A 20,090-nucleotide genomic window follows, 5' to 3' on the forward strand; every position below is an offset into this window, starting at 1 on the left:
GGGCGACGGTGCAGGTGAGGGTCCTGTGGCGGGCGCCGGACGGGCCGGCCTAAACTGCCCCGTCGGGCTGGGGGAATGGCGTGGAGCGTCGGTGACAAAGGGGGCCGCGACGCGGATGAGAAAGCTGGCGCCGAAAGCGCGCTGCCGCCCGCTGCGGGAAGTGGACGTGGCCGGGGGGATCATCCCGCGTCTGCGCGACGTGGTCCGTCAGCAACCCGACAAGATCGCCGTGGCCGACGCATGGGCGAGCGCGACCTACGCCGAGCTGGTCGCTTCCGCCGCCGACCTCCTCACGGATCTGCAGGCAGCCCTCGCCCGCCTGGACCCGCCGCCGGCGCGGCGCTGCCCCGAGGAGTTCGCCGCACGGGAGCCGATCGCCGTCCTCTTCGGCCACGAGATCGCCGCGGTGGCCGCCATGGTCGCGGTTCTCGCTTCCGGTCACCCCCTGCTGGTGCTCGACCCGACCACACCGCCGGATCGGCTGGGCCAGCTCGCCGACCGGCTCGGGGTGCGGCTCATCGTGTGCTCGCCCGATCTCGCGTGGCTCGCGGCGAGCGTGCGCGCCGATCTCGTCGTCCCGTCCGGGACCCCGGCCGCAACGACGTACGGGACCTCGGCTGCGACGACGTACGGTCCGACCCGCGGAGCGGACCCAGCGCGGGCGGCGGCGCTGTGGGAGAGCCCGCCCGACCCGTGCGGCGTGGCCGTCGTCGCGTTCACGTCGGGGTCGACCGGAGCACCGAAACCCGTCGCCAACGATCACCGGCTCCTGGTCCGCGACGCCTGGAACTCCTCGATCGCCACCGGCTGCTATGACGACGAGGACGTGCTCGCGCACACCCTGCCGCTCGCGTTCCACGCCGGCCTGACCACGACCGTGCACGGCCTCCTCGTCGGGGCGACCATGCACCTGTACGACACCCGCACCCGCGGGGTCGCGGAGCTGCCGCAGTTCATCCGGGACCGCGGCTGCACCGTGCTGATCTCGGCGCCCGCAGTGCTGCGCACGCTCTGCGCCGGGGCTCCCGAGCCCGCGCTCCTGCGCACCCTGCGGCGACTCACCATCGCCGGCGAGCCCGCGCCCGCCGCGGACGTCGTTCGAGTCCAGCGGCTGCTGCCGCCCTCGTGCGTGATCCGCAACCGGTACGGCGCCTCGGAGACGGGCCTGATCACCGAGTACGTCGTGGACCCGGCCACCGCTGCCGCCGGCCCGATGCTGCCGGCCGGGGCGTGGGCTGGACGGTGGTGGAGCTCGTCGATCGCGACGGAAACCCCGTCCCGGAGGGCGACGTAGGGCGGGTCCGCGTCCGCGCCCCCTCGGTGGCCCTCGGCTACTGGGGCCTGCCGCGGGAGAGCGCCGCCGCGTTCGGCGCCGGCCCGGATGGCCTGGCCACGTTCCTCACCAGCGACCTGGGCCGGCGGCTCCCCCGCGGCGACCTCATGGTTGTCGGGAGGGCCGACCACGCCGTCAAGATTCGCGGCTATCTCGTCGATCCGGGCGAGGTCGACGCGGTCCTGCACACGCTGGCCGGGGTGCGGGAGGCGGCCACGGTGAGCGAAGCCCGCTCCGCCGCGGAGGGTGAGGCCGGCCTGGTCGCCTACGTTGCCGTCGATCCCGCGGCGGGACTGACCGGGATCGGCATCCGCACGGCGCTGGCGAACCGGCTTCCGGCCCATATGGTCCCGGAGCGGATCCGCCTGCTCGGGGCGCTGCCGCGCAACGACCGGGGCAAGATCGACCGGGCGGCCCTGGCGCGGGACGGATGCTCAACCGAGGAGGTCGCCGGGGATGCCGGCGCGGCCAGCGGGCCCACTGCGGGAACCGACCGAGCGGAAAGCTGGACAACTGTCCTACAATCCTGTGGAGCCGCTGTGTTGGGGGGTCCAACCCCGGCGCCAGGAACGACGCACGGGGGGTTTCATGACGGCCATCGACTCGAGCCGGTTGACCATCGCCATCAGCGAGGACGACGTCGACTCCGGCGTGCTCCCGCGCCTGCGCGAGGTGGCCCGATGTCAGCCTGACAAGGTCGCGGTGACGGATGCCGCGCAGTCGCTGACCTACCGCCAGCTCACGGTCCGGGCCGCCACGATTCTGAGCAACCTTAGACAAGCCGTCGCCGGTCTCAACCCGCCGGCGGTGCCGCGCGGGGCGGACGAGTTCGGCGCCGCCGAGCCGGTGGCGATCCTCTTCGGCCACGAGGTCGACGCCGTGGCCGCCCTCGTCGCCGTCATCGCCTCGGGCCATCCGGTGCTCGTGCTCGATCCGCGGACCCCGGCGCCGCGCTCGCAGCAGCTGCTGGCGCGCATCGGCGCCCGCATCGTGCTCGCCGCACCGGAGCTGAGCGCCCTCGCCTACGAGCTGAGCAGCCGCGTCGTCCACCCCGGTGGCAAGGACTGCGACCCGGAACTGCTGTGGGAACGCCCACCCCACCCCGCCTCGGTCGCGGTCGTGGCGTTCACCTCCGGGTCCACCGGCGCCCCGAAGCCCGTGGCGAACAATCACCGGCTTCTCGTCCGGGACGCGTGGAACTCCTCCGTGGCCAGCGGCTGCTACGACACCGACGACGTCATCGCCCACACCCTGCCCATCGCGTTCCACGCGGGGCTCACGACCACAGTGCACGGCCTGCTGGTCGGGGTGACGTTGCACCTCTACGACACCCGCAGCAGCGGCATCTCGACACTGGGCCGCTTCATCGCCCACCGCCAGTGCACGATCATGATCGCCTCCCCCGCCATCCTGCGGGCCTTCTGTGCTGCCGGGCCCGACCCCGCCAACCTCCGCTCGCTGCGCCGGCTCACCGTCGCCGGCGAGCCCTCCCACGAGGGCGACGTTCGCCCCGCCCTGGCGATCCTGCCGCCGGGCTGCGTCGTACGGAATCGCTATGGCTCCTCCGAGACGGGCCTGATCAGCGAGTACGTCGTGGACGAGGGCACCCTGTCGGGTCAGCTGCCGGCCGGTCGGGGGGTCGGGCGGACCGTGCTGGAACCCGTCGACGCGGTGGGACAGGTGGTCCCCCAGGGCGAGGTGGGGCGGCTGCAGGTGACCGCGCCCGAGGTGGCGACGGGCTACTGGGGCATGCCGACGGAGACGGCCGAGGCGTTCGGCCGGACCGCCGAGGGGATGCCGACCTACCTGACCAGCGACCTCGGTCGGATGCTGCCGAACGGCGACGTCATGATCGTCGGGCGCGCCGACCACTCGGTGAAGATCCGCGGCTACCTCGTCGACCCCGGCGAGGTCGACGCCGTGCTCTTCGAGATCCCCGGCATCCGCGAAGCCGTGACCACCAGCGGGCAGCGGCCGTCCGATCACGGAACCCGGCTGATCGCGTACGTCGTCGCCGAGAGCGGTGTCGTCGACGAGGCCGCCGTGCGCAGCGCGCTGCGCGGCCGGCTGCCCGGGCACATGGTGCCGGAGGTGATCGTCGCCCTCGACGCACTGCCGCGCAACGACCGCGGCAAGGTCGACCGCGCCGCGCTGCCCGCGCCGACGGAGCCCGAGGACGCCGCGGCCCTCCACCTCGAAACAGGCTGGGAATGCCTGGTCGCCGAGCACTGGGGCATGGTCCTCTGTCTCGACCCGACCCGGCTGCGGCGCAACTCGGACTTCTTCGCCCTCGGCGGGGACTCCCTGGCCGCCGAGGAAGTGATGACCCGCCTGGTCGACCACTGCGGCGTCCCCGCGGCCCGCGCGGAGACCCGGCTGCTGGTCGAGGCTCCCACCCTGGGCGAGTTCGCGCAGCGCATTCGCGAGGCAACCCCCAAGCAGCCGCGGCGCTGGTCGCTGCCCCTGCAGGAGGCCGGTGACCGCACCCCGCTGTTCCTCGTCACGGGCGCGGGCGGCCTGGGCGTGGGTTTCCTGGCACTCGCCCGGCGCCTCGGCGCCGACCAGCCCTCCTACGCGCTGCAGTCCCCCCTCGTCGAGGCCCGTGGCCTGCCCGAATGGAGCGTGCCGAGCATGGCTCGCCGCAGGGTGCGCCAGTTGCGCCGGATCCAGCCGCACGGGCCGTACGCACTGGGCGGACACTCCTTCGGCGGGGTGGTGGCCGTCGAGATGGCCCACCAGCTCCAAGCGGCCGGCGAGGAGGTCAGCCACCTCGTCATCCTGGACTCGTTCCCGCCGGACCCGGCGTATCTGCCGGAGCTCGAGCACTGGAACCTGCGCCAACAGGCCCGGTTCGTGGCGGGCACGGTGTTCCTGGCGGCGACGAGCCGGCAGGGCAGCATGGCGTGGCGCCTGTTCCACCTGTCGAACCTCATCGCGCCGCGGCACCGCGGGCGGCCGTGGTCAGGCAAGACCCTGGTCGTCGTCGCGGACAGCCCGGAGCGCTCGTTGCGGGCCGCGTGGGCGGCGTACCTGACCGGCCCCTGGCGGCGCGTCGACGTGACCGGCGACCACATCACGATGCTGCGGTCCCCCTGGGTCGACGAGGTCGCCCGGCACATTCAGGAGTTCCTCGGCGAACCGGCCTGATCTGCACGGGGCGCTCGGGCCGCCAGCGCGGCGCTCGGGCCACCAGCTCTGCACTCAGGCCCGCCGGCGTGGCACCCGCGCCGTGGGCGAGACGCTCAGGCCGCGATCGCGGCGACCGCCCGCACGAACGCGACGATCGTGCCGGCCAGGGCCAAAGCCATCACCGCGCGCATCGCGAGCCGGTCGTCGATCCGGCCGTGCAGGGCACCTCCGACCAGGAGCCCCACGGCGACGGCCGCCGCGAGCACTGCCCAGCCGGGCTGCCCCAGGGCCGGCCAGCGCTGCTTCAGCAGGATTGCCGTGACGCCCTGGACCGCGAAGATCACCGTGGCGGTGGCGGCGAAGGGGGCGCGCGCCCAGCCGACGCTGCGGGTGTACACCGCGATGGCCGGCCCACCGACGCCCGCCGCCGTGTTCATGAACCCCGAGACGAGCCCCGTCCCGATCCGCACCGCGGTGCGGTCCCGCACCCGCCCGGTGGGCGTGGCCAGCGTCACCAGCAGGGCGATCAGCACGATCGAGCTCACCACGACCGCGACCCACTGCGGCGGCAGGAGCCGGACGACCGCCGCGCCCGGCACGCAGCCGAGCAGCCCCGCCGGGATCAACCATCGGGCGCGCGGGGCGTCGAAGTCGGAGCGAAGCTGGTACGCCGACGTCGCCGCCGTCACCACGCTGCCGACGTTGGTGACGACGATGCCGTCGACGGGACCCAGCGCCAGCATCATGAACGGCGACGTGACCAGCGCGAAGCCCATGCCGGTCGAGCGCTGCAGCGCGGCCCCGACCAGCGCGGCGGTGGCGGCGAGCAAGACCGACCAGGACAGTGGCACGGCATCGATCTTGCCGGGCCAGGTCGTCCACGCGCCCCGGATCGCCGTCAGGCGGTCGCGCGTCAGGCGAACGCCGTGCCGTGAGCGCGCGTCAGGCGGTCGCCGCTCGCTCCAACCCCGCCTGTACGTCGGCGACGAGGTCCCGGGTGGCCTCGATGCCCACCGAGAGGCGCAGCAGGCCCCCGGTGATGCCTGCCGCCGCCTGCGCCTCCGGCGTCATCGAGGCATGCGTCATGGTCGCGGGGTGCGCCACCAGGGACTCGACCCCGCCGAGCGACTCGGCCAACGAGAAGCAGCCGAGTCCCGTCACGAACCGACGTACCGCCTCCTCGTCCGCCAGCTCGAAGCTCACCATGCCGCCGAAGCCGTCCTGCTGCCGCGCCGCGAGCTCGTGGCCCGGGTGGCTCGTGAGCCCGGGATAGTGCACGGCCCGTACGGCGGGATGGGCCGCGAGGGCCTCGGCGACGGCGGCGGCGTTCTCCTCGTGGGCGCGCATCCGGGCGTGCAGGGAACGCAGCCCGCGCAGGGTCAGGTAGGAGTCGAAGGGGCTGCCGGTCACGCCGATGACGTTGGCCCACCAGCCGAGCTGCTCGACCATCTCCGCGTCCGCGGCGACGACCGCCCCGCCCACGACGTCGCTATGGCCGTTGAGGTACTTGGTCGTCGAATGCACGACGACATCCACCCCGTGCGTCAGGGGCCGCTGCCCCAGGGGCGAACAGAACGTGTTGTCGGCGACGACGACCGCGCCGACGGCCTTGGCGAGCGCGGTGACCGCGGCGATGTCGGTGATCCGCAGCAGCGGGTTGCTGGGCGTCTCGATGAGGACCACCGCGGGTGCGCCGCCGGGTGCGTCGGGGGCGATCTCGCGGGCCGCGGACGCGGGGTCGGTGAGGTCGACGTAGGACACCTCGAAGTGCCCCTTCTCCGACAGCGAATCGAACAGGCGCCAGGACCCGCCGTACAGGTCGTGCGGCACCACGATGCGCTGACCGGGACGAAGGAGGGCGACCACGACCGTGGTGATCGCGGCCATGCCGGTCGCGGTGACGACCGACCCGGCGCCGCCCTCGAGCTCGGCGAGCGCCTCGCCGAGAACGTCGCGGGTGGGATTGCCGCTGCGCGTGTAGTCGTAGCGACGGGGCTCGCCGAAGGCCGCGAACGTGTAGTTGCTGGAGAGGTAGATCGGCGGAACCACCGATCCGTGCGTCAGGTCGGTCTCCAGCCCCATGCGAACGGCTGCAGTCTGCGGGTGGCGCTCGGTCACGGTAGGCCTTTCGGTGCTGCAGGAGAGTCCTGGGACATCGGCGGTGAAATAACGCCTGCTTATCCTAGTCAGAACTCCCGAGCGCCTTTCGCCGCGTCCAGTCAGGCGGTGCCGCCTGGGTCGGAGGCCTCGCGACGCTACCTCTTGGCGGCCGACTTCTTCGCGACGGGCTTCGCGGCCGGCTTCGCGGAGGTCGCCTTGGCGACTGCCTTCTTCGCTGTGGTCGTCTTCGTGGCGGTTGCCTTCTTCGCGGCCGGCTTCGCCCCGGTCGCCTTGGTGGCGGTGGCCGACTTCGTGGCCGCCGCCTTCGTAGCCGTCTTCGCGGCGGGCTTCGCCGAGCTGGCCTTCGTGGCCGTCGCCTTCTTCGCGATCGTCGCCTTCGTGGCGGCCGGCTTCACCGCGGTCGTCTTGGTGGCCGTCGTCTTCTTGGCGGCCGACTTCGCCGCGGTCGCGTTGGTGGCGGTGGCCGACTTCGCGGCCGCCGCCTTCGTAGCCGTCTTCGCGGCGCTCTTCGCGGTCGCCGCCTTCGTGGCGGCTGCCTTCTTGGCCGTCTTCGCCACCGAGGCGGCGGCCCCGGCCGGCTTCGCCGCCGTCTTCGAAGCCGCGGTCTTCCGCGCGGCCGATGTCGATGTCGCCACCTCGATCTCCTTTCACCCAGCACGTTGCTGTGCCGTCAGTGTCACCGATGACGCTCGGCTTCGGTTTTATTGACATCTAGCGGCGCGGCGGGCCCACCAGCCAAGCCTCCGTAACATCCCGCCCGGACGGGGCCCAGACTCGAACGCCCGGCGGGACGCCTCAGTCGAGCGCTTGTCCGAGTGATCGGATCACGTGCGCGGCGAACTCATCCGCGGGGTCGAACGAGCCGACCAAGTGGCCGCCCAGTTCGAGGGTGATCAGGCCGACGAGCTGTGCAAACGCGGCGAACAGCGCCACCACACGCGCGGGAGACGGGGCAGGCTCCACCCCCGTCGAGAAGGCGGCGGCCTGCGCACGCAGGCCTGGCGAGAGGATCTCCACCGGCGAATCGGCGGCCGGCAGGTCTGCGGGCGCCTCGGCAAGCACCCGGAAAAACGGCGCCGCCACCAGCGCCGCAGCGCCCACGGTCTCCGGGGGCGCGGAGTACCCCGGAACCGGCGTTCCATACATCAGCGCGAAGTCATGCGGGTGGACCCGGGCCCAGGCCACGAGTTCTCCGGCCAACGCCTCGAACCGCTCCCTCGGAGCCGCATCCTCGGCCGTGGCGTCCAGCGTCGCTGCACGGGCGCGTCGGGGAGGCGGCTGACGCCGGAGTGTGACGCACGTGGCATCCCAAACCGACCGACCTGTCAGGAATCATCGGAGGATGATGGGCGTTCGGGTGGGTAGTGGACGCTCGACCGAGTGACCCAGGGCCGCCAGCGGCCGGAGCTGCAAGCTCCCAGACGAAAGAGGACCAGGACATGGCGATCATCGAGGACATCACCAAGGTGGCCAAGCAGGTGGTCAAGGAGGCGGAGCACGCCGTCGGCAAGGCCGTCAAGCAGGCGGGCGAGATGACCGACGCCAACCGCCACAAGATCGGCGACGCGATCGACAAGGCTGGCAAGTTCGTCGACAGCAAGACCGACGGCAAGTTCAGCAAGCAGATCGAGCAGGCGAAGGACGCCGCGGGCAAGGGCGTCGAGTTCGTCGCCAAGCAGAAGGCCGCCCACGTGCCGCCGCGCCCGGGCAAGCCCCGCGAAGACGCCGAGCCCACCGGCCCCGCGGCCGGCTGGCAGGACACCAGCGTGCAGGACGACGTGCCGGCCGCCGACGCTGCCGCTCCGGTCGGCGACACCGCCTACCCGAACCCGATCCCGGCCTACACCCCGCCGCAGAACTGACGTCACCCGGACGGCAGCGCCTGTCGTCCACCTCAGCAAGGGCCGCCCGCCATGTGCGGGCGGCCCTTGCCGCGTCCAGTCGGGAGCGTTCCACGGGCATGGTCAGCCGGGAATACTGGGGCCATGGAGCAGCGGCTCAGCCTCATCACGCTCGCGGTGCAGGACCTGGGGGCCTCGCGCCGCTTCTACGTCGACGGTCTGGGCTGGGATCCGTTCCTCGACGTCGATGACGTCCTCATGCTCCGCGTAGGCAGTCATCTCCTGCTGAGCCTGTGGGAACACGCCGCCTTCGCCGCGGAGGTGGGCGCCAGCACGCTCGGCCAGGGGATCGCCCCGATCACCCTGGCCCACAACGTCGACAGCGATGCTGCAGTCGATGCCGTGCTCGAGGACGTCGCGGCGGCCGGCGGGACCCTCATCGAGCGCGGCACGCGGCGATCGTGGGGCGGATACTCCGGATACGCCGCCGACCCGGACGGCTACCGCTGGGAGATGGCGAACGCCGGGGCAGGTCCGCTCACCGCCTTGGTCGTACCTCCGCGACCGGCTCCATAGGTCGGGGCGGGACCGGCGGCCATTCAGGCCGCCGGTCACCCCCCTCCCCCGGCGGTCAGACCACCCCGGTGCTGCGGAGCAGGTCGCCGACGACGGTCTTGTCGAGCCGCTTCATGACCAGGCCGGGCACCCGCATCTTCTTGCCGTCGCGCATCTTCGCGGCGGCGCCGAGCAGGTCCCGTACGTCATACACGCTGCCCCACACCTCGGGGACGCCGCGGTCGACGTTCATGAGCGTGTAGACCGACTCCATGCCGGTCCGGACCGAGTACTCGGTCGTGAAGATCGTGTCCCGCTTCGTCTCGGCGAACTGGCCGATGAAGGCGAAGTTCACGGCGCCGTCAGGCACGACGTTCGGGCGGTCGCCGGCGCGGCGCGGCATGAAGAACGAGGTGATGAACGGCATCGCGCAGGGCCGCGTGATGGCGCCGGTGGCCGCCAGCTCGGGGATCTCCTCCACCGGTACGCCCAGGTGGTAGAGGAACTCGGCGGTGATCTCCTCGCCCGTGCAGTCCTTCATGGACTTCTTGACGTAGTCGCCCGGGCGGTCGATGAACAGGCCGTAGAACCAGATCGTCAGCTTGTCGGCCGGCTGGGTGGTGAAGTGCGGTTGCCGGTTGATGGTCCACGACTGGAGCCACGCCGAGTCACGCACCGACACGATGCCGCCGGTCACGACGCGGCCCGAGAACGGGTCGCGCTGGCAGATCTTCTCGACGTACCGCGGGATCCGGTCGTCGAGGGTCGTGATCGTCGCGGACTCCCACGCCGTACGGTCGCCGTGGCCGACGAACTTCTCAGGGCGGCCGAAGCTCGGGTCCTGACGGGCGATGTTCTGCCAGAGCCCCCAGACGCCGTCCGGCTTGACCTCGTAGTCCCACACGGGCGCCTCGTGGTGCCGGCCCCAGCGCGAGTTCTCCACGCACGAGCCGTTGGTGATGAACACGAGGTCCCGCTCGGTCAGGTCGACGCCGCCCGGCTGGCCGTCCTGCAGCCACTCGATCCGCCGGGCCACCTTGCGCAGGGCGCCCGGGTTGCCGGGCTCGGCCACCTTGTCGATCAGCACGTTGGTGACCCGGGTGTCGTACTGGAACCGCACGCCCTGCTCGGTCAGCCAGGTCTGCAGCGGCTGGATGAGCGACTCGTACTGGTTGTACTTCGTGAACTTCAGCGCCGAGAAGTCCGGCAGGCCGCCGATGTGGTGCACGAAGCGCTGCAGGTAGAGCTTCATCTCCAGCGCGCTGTGCCACTCCTCGAAGGCGAACATCGTGCGCCAGTAGAGCCAGAAGTTCGACGCCAGGAAGTCCTTGCCGAGCACCTGGTCGATGGTGCGGTCGTAGAGGTCCTCATCACGGGTGAGGAACAGCTTCGCCAGATCCTTCTGGGCCTTGGCCGACAGGGTGAACTCGCCGTTCGTCTCACCGTCCATGCCGCGATCCTTGGTCGCGCGCATCAGCGAGTAGTTGGGGTCGTCCTTGTTGAGCCAGGCGAACTCATCGAGGACGCTCGCGCCCTCGGTGCGGAGCGAGGGGACCGAGCGGAACAGGTCCCAGAGGCATTCAAAGTGGTTCTCCATCTCGCGCCCACCGCGCATGAGGAAGCCGTCCCGGTTCGGGTCCTCGGCGCCGTCGCAGGCGCCGCCGGCGATCGAGCTGGCCTCCAGGATCGTGATGCGGTCCCCCGGCACCTGCGCGTCACGGACCAGGAAGGCGGCGGCCGCGAGGGACGCCAGCCCCGCGCCGACGAGGTAAGCGGACGTCGTGTCGGCCCCTTCCGGCTTCCGCGGGCGGAGAAACGCCTCGTAGTTGCCGCTGCTGTAGTACACGGGTGCTCCTTACTCTTGTGCGAATCGCGACTACAGTTCGGAGTCTACTCCTTTTTGGAGTGTGCTCCTATTCGTGTTGGCAGCATCACACCTGCTCGCGCAGGCACGCCGTGCGTCGTACGATGTTCGTTTGGAGCGCGCTCCGCGACCTACGGCGTCAGTTGGCGCCGTCTTGTGCGCCGTTCGCCCCCGACTCCTAGCCCCCGGCCCGACCCGTGAAGGTGCCTCATGACCACCCTACCCGCCCGCACCCAAGCCTCCGTGGCCACCGGGACCGCGGCGGCCGACGTGGCCACGGCGGCCCAGCCCGAGGGCCGGCGCGAGCGCAACAAGCGGCTCAAGCACGAGGCGATCCTCGCGGCCGCCGACGAGCTGTTCCGGGAGAAGGGCTACGACGCGGTGACCACCCAGGAGATCGCGGAGCGGGCCGACGTCTCCAACGGCACCCTGTTCCGCTACGCCCGCACCAAGGCGGACCTCCTGCTCACCGTCCAGTCGGAGCGGCTGCGCGCGGGCTGCGACCGCGGCGTCGCGATGGCCCGGGCCGGCGCTGATCCGGTCGAGGCGATCATGGCCCTGCTCGTGCCGCTGGCCGAGACCGGGATGTCCCGGCCCGAGCTCGTTGTCGCCTACCAGCGCGAACTCCTGTTCGCACCCGGGGACCGCGCCGGCCACCTCGGCACCGTCGAGGGGCTCGAGGCGGCGATCCACACGATCCTGCAGCTCGCGAGGCCGGACGCGGCGGAGCAGGACGTGGCGTTCGCGGCGTACGTCGTCTACGCCACCATGTACATGGATCTCGTGCGGGTCGGCGTCGGCCGGGCGCCCACGGAGGACCTGCCCCGCACCCTGCGCGTGACCATCCGCACCCTGCTCGACCGCCTCCTGCCCGGCTGAGTCCCCGTGCGGCGCGGTCGAGCCGCCGGTCGCCGGCCGTTAGCGTGAGGGCAGCAGCCCACGGCGTAACCCTCGGAGGCCCCCATGCACGACCGGCATCGCCAGATCGAGAACCGCCTCGGCCGCGCGATGGACGAGCGGATCCGGCCCGCCATCTACGGCGACCGGGCCCCGCTGACCGTCACCGCGTGGCGGACGCCGGGCGAGCCGGTGTCGTTCGAGGTGGCGACCGCGGCGGGTACGCCGTACGAGCCCCTGCACCCCGGCGACTGGTGGGGCCGAGCCTGGGACACGCTGTGGCTGCACGTGACCGGCGAGGTCCCCGCCGACTGGGCCGGCCGGCGCGTCGAGGCGGTCATCGACCCCGGGTTCGGCGGCGGACCGGGGTTCACCTGCGAGGGGTTGGCCTACCTGCCCGACGGGACGCCGGTGAAGGGGCTGCACCCGGAGAGCCGGTACCTGCCGATCCGGCGGGAGGGTTCCGGGGCCGGGCGCGGGATCGCGCGGGGCGGGGAGCGGCTGGAGTGGTACGTCGAGCTGGGCGCGAACCCCGACATCATGGGCGACAACCGGATGAACACGCCGCAGTCCGACGTGCTGACCAGGCGGTCCGAGCCGCTGTTCGCGTTCCGCGGCGCGGAGTTGGCCGTGCTCCGCGAGGAGGTCGCCGGGCTGGCCCTCGACCTGCAGGTGCTCGGGGATCTGATGCACTCGCTCGCGTTCGAGGACCCACGCCGGGCGACCGTGACGCTGGGGATCGAACGGGCGCTGGACGCGCTGGACTATCGCGATGTGCCGGGGACGGCGGCTGCGGCGCGTTCGGTGCTGGCGCCGTTGCTCGCGGCCGGGGCGCACGAGACCGTCCACCACATCAGCGCGATTGGCAACGCGCACATCGACACCGCCTGGCTCTGGCCGCTGCGGGAGACGCGCCGCAAGGTGGCGCGTACTTTTGCTAGCGCCCTGGACCTGATGCGGGACTACCCCGGCTATCTGTTCGCGGCGCCGCAGGCCCAGCAGTACGCCTGGCTCAAGGAGGCGCAGCCCACGACGTACGCCGAGGTCAAGGGCGCCGTCGGGAGGGGGCGCTGGGTGCCGACCGGGGGCGCGTGGGTCGAGGCGGACGGCAACCTGCCGGGCTCGGAGGCGCTGGCCCGGCAGCTCGTGCACGGCAAGCGATTCTTCCGGCGCGAGTTCGGGGTGACGACGCGCGGGGTCTGGCTGCCGGACAGCTTCGGCTACACCGCCGCCTATCCGCAGGTGGCGCGGCTGGCCGGCAACGACTGGTTCCTCACCCAGAAGCTCAGCTGGAACCAGACGAATGCCTTTCCGCACCACACGTTCTGGTGGGAGGGGATCGACGGGACGCGGATCTTCACCCACTTCCCGCCGGCGGACACCTACAACGGCTCGATGAACGTCGAGGACGTCCAGCGCGCGTCGCGGCAGTTCCGCGACAAGGGCGGGGCGTCGCGGTCGCTCTACCCGTTCGGGTACGGCGACGGCGGTGGCGGCCCCACCCGGGAGATGCTCGAGCGGCACCGGCGGATGGCCGACCTGGAGGGGCTGCCCCGCGTGACGATCGAGCCGCCGGATCAGTTCTTCGCCGCGGCGGTCGCGGAGTACGGCGAGGCGGCGCCCGTCTGGGCCGGCGAGCTATACCTGGAGCTGCACCGGGGGACGCTCACCACCCAGGCGCGCAGCAAGGCGTTCAACCGGCGCTGCGAGCACCTGCTGCGCGAGGCCGAGCTGTGGTCGACGTCGGCGGCGGTGCTGGGTGCGGGGTTCGCGTACCCGTACGACGACCTGGACCGGCTCTGGAAGACCGTGCTGACGCTGCAGTTCCACGACATCCTGCCGGGTAGCTCGATCACGTGGGTGCACCGGGAGGCGGAGGCGACGTACGCCGCGGTGGTCGCGGAGCTGGAAGGGCTGATCGCGCGTGCCGCGGCGGCGCTGCCTGGCGCAAGCGGTGCGAGCGGCTGGGCTGGCGACACGGCGGAGGGTGCGGCTGGAGCCGATGCTAGCGGCGGCCCCGCGGGGCACCGCGTCCTCAACGCGGCGCCGTTCCTGCGCGCCGAGGTGGTCGCCGGGCCCGACGGGCCGGCCTTCGCGGTGGCCCCGGCCTCGTCGGCCGGCACGCTGCGCGAAGCCCCGCGGGTGCACTCGGTGACCGTGGAACGAGGCGGCGCGGGCGACGACTCCGCGATCGTCCTGGTCAACGGGTCGGTGCGGGTCACGCTGACCGACGGGCTGGTGACCTCGCTGCAGGACCTGCGCGAGCCCGCGGGGTCGGCGAATCTCGCCGGCCTGGCGCCGCGGGAGCTGGTCCCGGCGGGCCATGTGGCCAACCTCCTCCAGGTCCACCCCGACGTGCCGAACGACTGGGACGCCTGGGACATCGAGCGGCACTACCGCAACACCGTCGAGGATCTGGCCGGGCCCGAGTCGCTCGCTTCCATGCAGGTCGTCGCCGAGCATCCCCTGGAGGCGCGGGTCGAGGTCGTCCGGCGGTATCGCGCCTCCACCATCACCCAGACCTACGTGCTCCGGGCCGGCTCGCCGCGCCTCGATGTGGTCACCGTAATCGATTGGCGCGAGCGGGAGCGCTTGCTCAAGGCAGCGTTCCCGCTCGCCGTACACGCCGAGACCGAGCGGTCCGAGATCCAGTACGGGCACGTCCAACGCCCCACCCACGAGAACACGTCCTGGGACTGGGCCCGGTTCGAGGCCTGCGCGCACCGCTGGATCCACGTCGACGAGGGCGCCGGGGCGGCCGACTTCGGGGTGGGTCTGCTTACGGACTCGACATACGGTCACGACGTGACCCGCTCCGTCGCGACGGACGGGAGCCGGATCACGACGGTCCGGCTGACCCTGCTGCGCTCGCCGAACGGGCCCGATCCCTCCGCGGACGCGGGGCGTCACGAGTTGACGTACGCGATCAGCCCCGGGGACGTGGCCGCGACGATCCGGGAGGGGTACGCGCTCAACCTGCCGCTCCGTGTCGTCCCGGCGACCGCAGCCGGGGCCGGCCAGCCGCCGCCCGCGGTGGCGGGGGTCTACTCGGAGCAGGGCGCGGTGGTCGAGGCGGTCAAGCTCGCCGACGACCGGTCGGGGGACGTGATCGTGCGGCTCTACGAGGCGTACGGCGGCCGGGCCCGCGCCCGGATCTCTGCGCCGTACCCGCTCGCCGACGTGCTGGCCTGCGACCTGCTGGAGGAGCCGCTGGAGGGGCCGCTCGCCCCGGTGGTGCGGCAGCTGTCGGCCGAGTCGTACGCGGCGGTGCGCGAAGACCGGTGGGACGTGGCGCTGCGCCCGTTCCAGATCGCGACGCTGCGCCTTCGCCGTGCCGGTTCCTGACGACCATCAATACCCGCGTGATGGCGGCAGTCGGCGGCGTATTGATCGTCCGCAGTGACGGTGCTCGCCGCCGATGACCACTCCCGTCCCCCGGCTGACATATTCCACCACCATGGTGACGAAAAATGACCACACGGCGGCGCCTTTGGTAACGGGGACCTCGGTCAGGCCGACACTCGTCCGGCGGCACCGCTCGCTCAGGCCGACACTCGTCCGGCGGCACCGCTCGCTCAGACCGACACTCGTCCGGCGGCACCGCTCGCTCAGACCGACACCGTCCGGGGGCAGCGCGCGGTCAGGCCGACACCGTCCGGCGGTAGCGCTCAGTCAGCCGGTCGGCCCAGCCGTGGGCCGCGAACGACCGCAGGGACTCCAGCGCGTTCTCGACCACGCGCACGTCCGACGCCCCGCCGGACGCCCGGGCCACCGCCCCCAGGATCAGCCGCTGATAGTCCAGGCTGCCGCTGATCAGCCCGCCGCAGAACACCCATGTCGCCGCCGCGGGGGTGGCCAGGTGCCGCGCCGCCGTCGTGAGTGCGGCCTCCACGTCCGCCACGGCCGCGGTGACGATGGCGGCCGCCGTCTCGTCCCCGTCCTCGACCCACGCCGCGGTGACGGCCTTGGCCAACGTGGCCAGCCCCCGCTTCGGGTGAGCGGTCTCCCCCAACTCACGAGCTAGCGTCAGCGCGCCCGCGTCGTCGTACCCGGCGCGCGCCGTGATTGTCGTCGCGCCCGCCCGGCCGTCCGCCGCACGCACCATTGCCACCAGAGCCCGCTTGCCCAGGTCAGCCGCGGCTCCCTCGTCGCTGCCGAGCCACTCGACCCCGCCGATGCGGGCCAGCCGGTCCTCGTGGTCCCGGGCCCAGAACGCGCTGCCCGTCCCGATGATCGAGGCCACCGTCTCCGTGCCCCGCTCCCCCGTGAACAACAGCGGGGCCACGTCGTTGAACAAGTGGATCCGCCCCGGGTAGCCGTGCTCCCGCACCAACTCCCCGAAGACCGCCTCCAGCTCCGCCGCGTTGGAGTCGTCGAACGCGGCCGTCGCCACGTACGTCTCGGCGACCCCATGCGCGGCCACGCGCGCGACCACGTCGCCGTACACGGCCTTGGCCTCGTCCGGCGAGGTGCTCGCCGTGTTCGCGCTGGCCAGCTTGTCGACGGCGACCTGATCCTGGCCTCGCCAGATCTCGAGTCGGGTGTGGGTGCCGCCGCAGTCGGCGACGGCGTACGTCGAGGGGGGCGCGTCGTGTCCGGTCACGGGCCGATTGTCCTCCCCGCCGCGGCGGCGCGGGCCGAATCGAACGCACTGGACGGCTTAGCGGCCGGGTGCCGCCACGGGGTTGATCCAGCGCACCTGGGGCCAGCGCGCGAAGTCGGCGTCGGCGCTGGCCACGGCCACGCCGTGCTCGATGGCCAGCGCCGCCAGCTGGGCGTCCGGGACGAGATTGGCCGTCACCCCGTGAGCGCCCAAGAGGCCCACGAGGATCCGTGCGGTCCCCACGCCGGCAGGCGGAACCCACACGTTCGGCACCTCCAGCCAGCCCCGCACGATCTCCGCGGCCCCGGGCCCGCTCAGCGGCGCGGACATCACGCGCGGGTGCGTGGCAATCCGCAGGAAGGCGCCCACGGTCTGCCAGGGGAGCCCCACGCGGAGCTCACCGTTCAGCGCGTCCTCCCACCAGTTCCGGGCCACCTCGTGGTGCGGGCTGGTCTCGTCGACGGCGTACAGCAGGAGGTTCGCATCGACGATCACGTCGACGGCTTAATGCTTGTCGAGCAGGTCGAGGACATCGCCGATGTTGGTCACGTCGAGGCGGGCGCCGAGGGGGGCGGTGGGCTGTCGGTACGGCGTCCGCTGCGCGGCAGGCTCATTCGCCGTGCTCATGGCCCGGCGGGCCAGCGTGTTGAGCACCTCGCTCACTCCGGCGCCGGTCTCCCGCCGCAGCCGCTCCACCTCGGCGGCAACGTCCGGCGCCAAGGTGACCGTGGTCCTCATGCGTCCAGGCTAGCATCCTGATGCTCGCGCCGCCGCATCATGATGCGCTCATTCAGCCCGAGTGACCATCCGTGACCTGCGCAAAGGGTGCCATGGCACCAAAGGGGCAGGTCGTGAACGGTTGCGGTCGCCGGGAACGCCAGTACGCCGGTACGCCGGAAACACGTACGCCGGCACACGCACGTACGCCGGGTGCGGTGGAGGACCCACCACACCCGGCGTACCGGGGACTTCCCCTAGCGGCGAGACGTCAGCGGGAGCTGCCCGCCAGCTCGTCGCTGTCGCTGTTGGCGCCCGGCTGGGCCTCCAGCGACCCGGGCCGGAAGACCGGGCCGTGGTCCTTGACCGAGTGGCCGGTGAGGAGCCCCACCATGAACACCCCGATGGCCAGGGCGCCGATCCCGAACAACGTGTCGCCCGGGACCCGCAGCCACCGGATCACCGTCAGCGTCGGGTTGTAGAGGAACTCGGCGGAGCGGGCGTACCAGAGACCCTCCTGCACGCTCGCGTGTGCCTGCGCCAGACCCAGCGGCAACAGGCTGAGCAGCGCCATCATCAGCAGCCCGCCGTTGAGGCACCAGAACCCGAAGGCGATGGGCTTGTCGTTCCACTCGCGGCCGGGGGTCAGCGAACGCACGCAGAACAACATCAGGCCGATGCCGAGCATCCCGTAGACCCCGAACAGCGCTGTGTGCCCGTGCAGCGGGGTGAGGTTGAGGCCCTGCACGTAGTACAGCGAGATCGGCGGGTTGATCAGGAAGCCGAAGACGCCGGCGCCCAGCATGTTCCAGAACGCCACCGAGACGAAGAAGTAGATCGCCCACTTGTAGCCGGCCACCCACTCGCGCACCTTGAGCAGCTGCAGGTGCCGGATCGCCTCGAAGCCCATCAGGGCCAGCGGCACGACCTCTAGCGCCGAGAACGTCGCGCCGAGCGCGAGCACCACCGACGGGGACCCCGTGAAGTACAGGTGGTGCGCCGTGCCGATGATGCCGCCGAACAGGAAGATCACCGTCGAGGCCAGCACCGCCGTCGTCGCCGTCGCGGACTTGATCAGGCCCAACCGGCTGAACAGGAACGCGATGACCACCGTGGCGAAGACCTCGAAGAAGCCCTCCACCCACAGGTGCACAACCCACCAGCGCCAGTACTCGGCGATGGACAGGTGCGTGCTGTGCCCGATCCCGAAGGCCGCGCCGTAGAAGCCGGCGATGGCCAGGCAGGACAGCAGCAGCATCGCGATGAGCTGCCGGTTGGTGCCGGCCGCGAGCGGGGCGTCGGCGCTGGCGAGGATCTTCTCGGCGCGGGCCGAACGACGCAGCGCCGGGGCCATGCCGCGCCACATGAGCGCGAACCACAGGAACAGCCCGATGATCAGGCCGATCTGGAAGGCGCGGCCCAGGTCGACGTACTCATAACCCTGTGTGCCGAACCAGAAATTCGTGGCGTTGCCGTGGCCCATCTTGCCCATGATCGAGAGCCACTCGCCGGCCATCGACCCGAGCACCACGACCAGCAGAGCGCCGAACAGCACGTTCACACCGAGCCGCTGCAGCGCGGGCTCCTTGCCGCCGACCGCCGGCGCCACGTAGAGGCCGGTCGCCAGCCAGGCGGTCGCGATCCAGAAGATGCCGAGCTGGGTGTGCCAGGTGCGCACGACGGCGTACGGCAGGATCTGGTCGATCGGGATGCCGTACAGCGCGCCGCCCTCGACGCCGTAGTGCGCGCCGATGATGCCCATCGCGATCTGCAGCACGAAGAGCAGACCGACGACGTAGAAGTACTTGAGGGTGGCCTTCTGGGACGGCGTCGAACGGTAGCCGAGCAGGGGATCGTTGTGCGGTACGTCGTCCGGGGTGTGCTCCTCGCGGGCGTCATTGACGCGGTGGTAGAAGACCATTCCGGAGACCCCGGCGAGCAGCAGCACGATCGAGACCAGGCTCCAGACGACGTTGTCGGCCGGCGGGACGTTGTCGATCAGCGGCTCGTGCGGCCAGTTCTGGGTGTAGGTGACCTCGCTGCCGGGGGCGTTCGTCGAGGCGGCCCAGCTGGTCCACCAGAAGAAGTCGGCCATCTTCTTCGCCGCGGCGGCGTCGGTCAGGGTGCCCTTCGGGATCGCGTACTTCTCGTGGCCCTGGGCGAACATGTCGGCGTAGTAGCGGGCGTTGGCCTCGTACGCGGCCACGCGATCGGCCGAGAGGGTGACGCGGTTCGCGCCCTCGTCGTACGTGTTCGTTCGCATCGCCTGCTTGAGGCGCGCCTCCAGCGCGCCCTTCTGCTCGGTGGTGGCTGCCTCGTACGTCGTGCCCCCGCCGGCCTTGGCCCAGGTGTCGAGGAGGTGCGTGGACTCGCGGTGCAGCCAGTCGGCGGTCCAGTCCGGCGCGACGTAGGCGCCGTGGCCCCAGACCGAGCCGATCTCCTGGCCGCCGAGGGACTGCCAGATCTGCTGGCCGTTGATGATGTCGTCGCCGGTCATCACGGTCTTGCCGGAGTTGTCGACGACGGTGGCGGGGATGGGGGGCTTGTCCTGGTTGATCTTGATGCCCATGAAGCCCAGGACGGCGAACGAGCCGAGAACCACGACCGCCAGGGCGACCCACCAGCGGCGGTCGATGCGAGACATGCGACCGCGGGCGACGTCCTCGCTGGGGCGTCTGGTCTGGGTGCCGCGGTCGGCTTCGGGGGGCGATGCCATCGGATCTCCTGTGAACGGACATTAATACACGTCAGGTGTAAAAATGCCAGACTGCGCGACGCGTGGCAATACTCTGAGGGCGCGAATTCCGCAGGCCACCACGGGAGTCCCGGCGCGCAGCGACCCGGTGCGACCGGTCCCGACCAGCCGCGTTGGTGCCATGGCACGAAAAGTCCCGGACGACGAACGGTCGAGTGCCTCCCCGAGAAGGCCGCCCAGCGCACCGCCCCAGCCGGTCGACCAGCCATAGCGTGGCCCGAATGCTGCTGTGCAATAGCGTCGTTCAAGGTGGTCCCCAACGACGAGGAGGAATC

General features: G+C 71.7%; 16 protein-coding genes. 8 read left to right on the forward strand and 8 right to left on the reverse strand.

Annotated features, from left to right (window positions below):
- Positions 1 to 115 precede the first annotated feature (115 nt).
- From IPK37_05750 to IPK37_05760, 3 genes are read left to right on the forward strand one after another with little or no spacing between them, the layout of a single operon-like run.
- Positions 116 to 1,294 (forward strand): AMP-binding protein, encoded by a 1,179-nt coding sequence (locus IPK37_05750; protein ID QQS01896.1) that lies wholly within the window; start codon positions 116 to 118, stop codon positions 1,292 to 1,294.
- Positions 1,231 to 2,025, forward strand: a complete 795-nt coding sequence (locus IPK37_05755; GenBank protein ID QQS01897.1) for an AMP-binding protein — start codon at positions 1,231 to 1,233, stop codon at positions 2,023 to 2,025. The genes IPK37_05750 and IPK37_05755 overlap by 64 nt, the downstream gene beginning before the upstream one ends.
- On the forward strand, positions 1,922 to 4,480 hold the full coding sequence (locus IPK37_05760; GenBank protein QQS01898.1) for an AMP-binding protein: 2,559 nt from the start codon (positions 1,922 to 1,924) through the stop codon (positions 4,478 to 4,480). Before IPK37_05755 ends, IPK37_05760 begins: the two co-directional genes overlap by 104 nt.
- 95 nt (positions 4,481 to 4,575) lie before the next feature.
- On the opposite strand, the gene IPK37_05765 is transcribed toward IPK37_05760, so the two are convergent.
- Together IPK37_05765 and metB are read right to left on the reverse strand one after the other, a co-directional pair.
- The gene (locus IPK37_05765) at positions 4,576 to 5,313 is read right to left on the reverse strand and encodes a sulfite exporter TauE/SafE family protein (GenBank protein QQS01899.1); all 738 of its coding nucleotides are present in this window, start codon (positions 5,311 to 5,313) and stop codon (positions 4,576 to 4,578) included.
- Positions 5,314 to 5,404: 91 nt separating this feature from the next.
- Complete coding sequence (gene metB / locus IPK37_05770) at positions 5,405 to 6,544, reverse strand: cystathionine gamma-synthase (GenBank protein QQS02696.1); 1,140 nt, start codon at positions 6,542 to 6,544, stop codon at positions 5,405 to 5,407.
- A 144-nt stretch (positions 6,545 to 6,688) separates the two neighbouring features.
- Here metB and IPK37_05775 point away from each other — a divergent pair, with 144 nt between their 5' ends.
- Positions 6,689 to 7,291 (forward strand): hypothetical protein, encoded by a 603-nt coding sequence (locus IPK37_05775; protein ID QQS01900.1) that lies wholly within the window; start codon positions 6,689 to 6,691, stop codon positions 7,289 to 7,291.
- Positions 7,292 to 7,378: 87 nt separating this feature from the next.
- On the opposite strand, the gene IPK37_05780 is transcribed toward IPK37_05775, so the two are convergent.
- Positions 7,379 to 7,768 (reverse strand): WHG domain-containing protein, encoded by a 390-nt coding sequence (locus IPK37_05780; protein ID QQS01901.1) that lies wholly within the window; start codon positions 7,766 to 7,768, stop codon positions 7,379 to 7,381.
- 347 nt (positions 7,769 to 8,115) lie between these two features.
- Between IPK37_05780 and IPK37_05785 the strand changes: the two genes are divergently transcribed.
- Both IPK37_05785 and IPK37_05790 read left to right on the forward strand, forming a co-directional pair.
- Positions 8,116 to 8,445 (forward strand): antitoxin, encoded by a 330-nt coding sequence (locus IPK37_05785; protein QQS02697.1) that lies wholly within the window; start codon positions 8,116 to 8,118, stop codon positions 8,443 to 8,445.
- Positions 8,446 to 8,568: 123 nt separating this feature from the next.
- Positions 8,569 to 9,000, forward strand: coding sequence for a VOC family protein (locus tag IPK37_05790; GenBank protein ID QQS01902.1), 432 nt, complete (start codon positions 8,569 to 8,571; stop codon positions 8,998 to 9,000).
- 55 nt (positions 9,001 to 9,055) lie between these two features.
- Here IPK37_05790 and IPK37_05795 read toward each other — a convergent pair whose 3' ends face one another.
- A complete protein-coding gene (locus IPK37_05795; GenBank protein ID QQS01903.1) occupies positions 9,056 to 10,825 on the reverse strand; it encodes an oleate hydratase in 1,770 nt (589 codons plus the stop codon).
- Positions 10,826 to 11,053: 228 nt separating this feature from the next.
- Here IPK37_05795 and IPK37_05800 point away from each other — a divergent pair, with 228 nt between their 5' ends.
- Positions 11,054 to 11,722 (forward strand): TetR/AcrR family transcriptional regulator, encoded by a 669-nt coding sequence (locus IPK37_05800; GenBank protein QQS01904.1) that lies wholly within the window; start codon positions 11,054 to 11,056, stop codon positions 11,720 to 11,722.
- Between the two features lie 84 nt (positions 11,723 to 11,806).
- A complete protein-coding gene (locus tag IPK37_05805) occupies positions 11,807 to 15,085 on the forward strand; it encodes an alpha-mannosidase (GenBank protein QQS01905.1) in 3,279 nt (1,092 codons plus the stop codon).
- Between the two features lie 295 nt (positions 15,086 to 15,380).
- Here the strand turns inward: IPK37_05805 and IPK37_05810 are convergent, their stop codons facing one another.
- The 4 genes from IPK37_05810 to IPK37_05825 form a co-directional block, all read right to left on the reverse strand.
- Positions 15,381 to 16,343, reverse strand: a complete 963-nt coding sequence (locus IPK37_05810) for a hypothetical protein (GenBank protein ID QQS01906.1) — start codon at positions 16,341 to 16,343, stop codon at positions 15,381 to 15,383.
- A gap of 57 nt (positions 16,344 to 16,400) precedes the next feature.
- Positions 16,401 to 16,838 carry a PIN domain-containing protein gene (locus IPK37_05815; GenBank protein QQS01907.1) on the reverse strand — a complete coding sequence of 146 codons (438 nt, stop codon included), beginning with the start codon at positions 16,836 to 16,838 and terminating at the stop codon, positions 16,401 to 16,403.
- 9 nt (positions 16,839 to 16,847) lie between these two features.
- Complete coding sequence (locus tag IPK37_05820) at positions 16,848 to 17,081, reverse strand: CopG family transcriptional regulator (GenBank protein ID QQS01908.1); 234 nt, start codon at positions 17,079 to 17,081, stop codon at positions 16,848 to 16,850.
- A gap of 250 nt (positions 17,082 to 17,331) precedes the next feature.
- Positions 17,332 to 19,704 carry a nitric-oxide reductase large subunit gene (locus IPK37_05825; protein QQS02698.1) on the reverse strand — a complete coding sequence of 791 codons (2,373 nt, stop codon included), beginning with the start codon at positions 19,702 to 19,704 and terminating at the stop codon, positions 17,332 to 17,334.
- Between the last annotated feature and the right edge of the window lie 386 nt (positions 19,705 to 20,090).

The sequence above is a fragment of the Austwickia sp. genome (genome assembly GCA_016699675.1).
Classification (GTDB): domain Bacteria; phylum Actinomycetota; class Actinomycetes; order Actinomycetales; family Dermatophilaceae; genus Austwickia.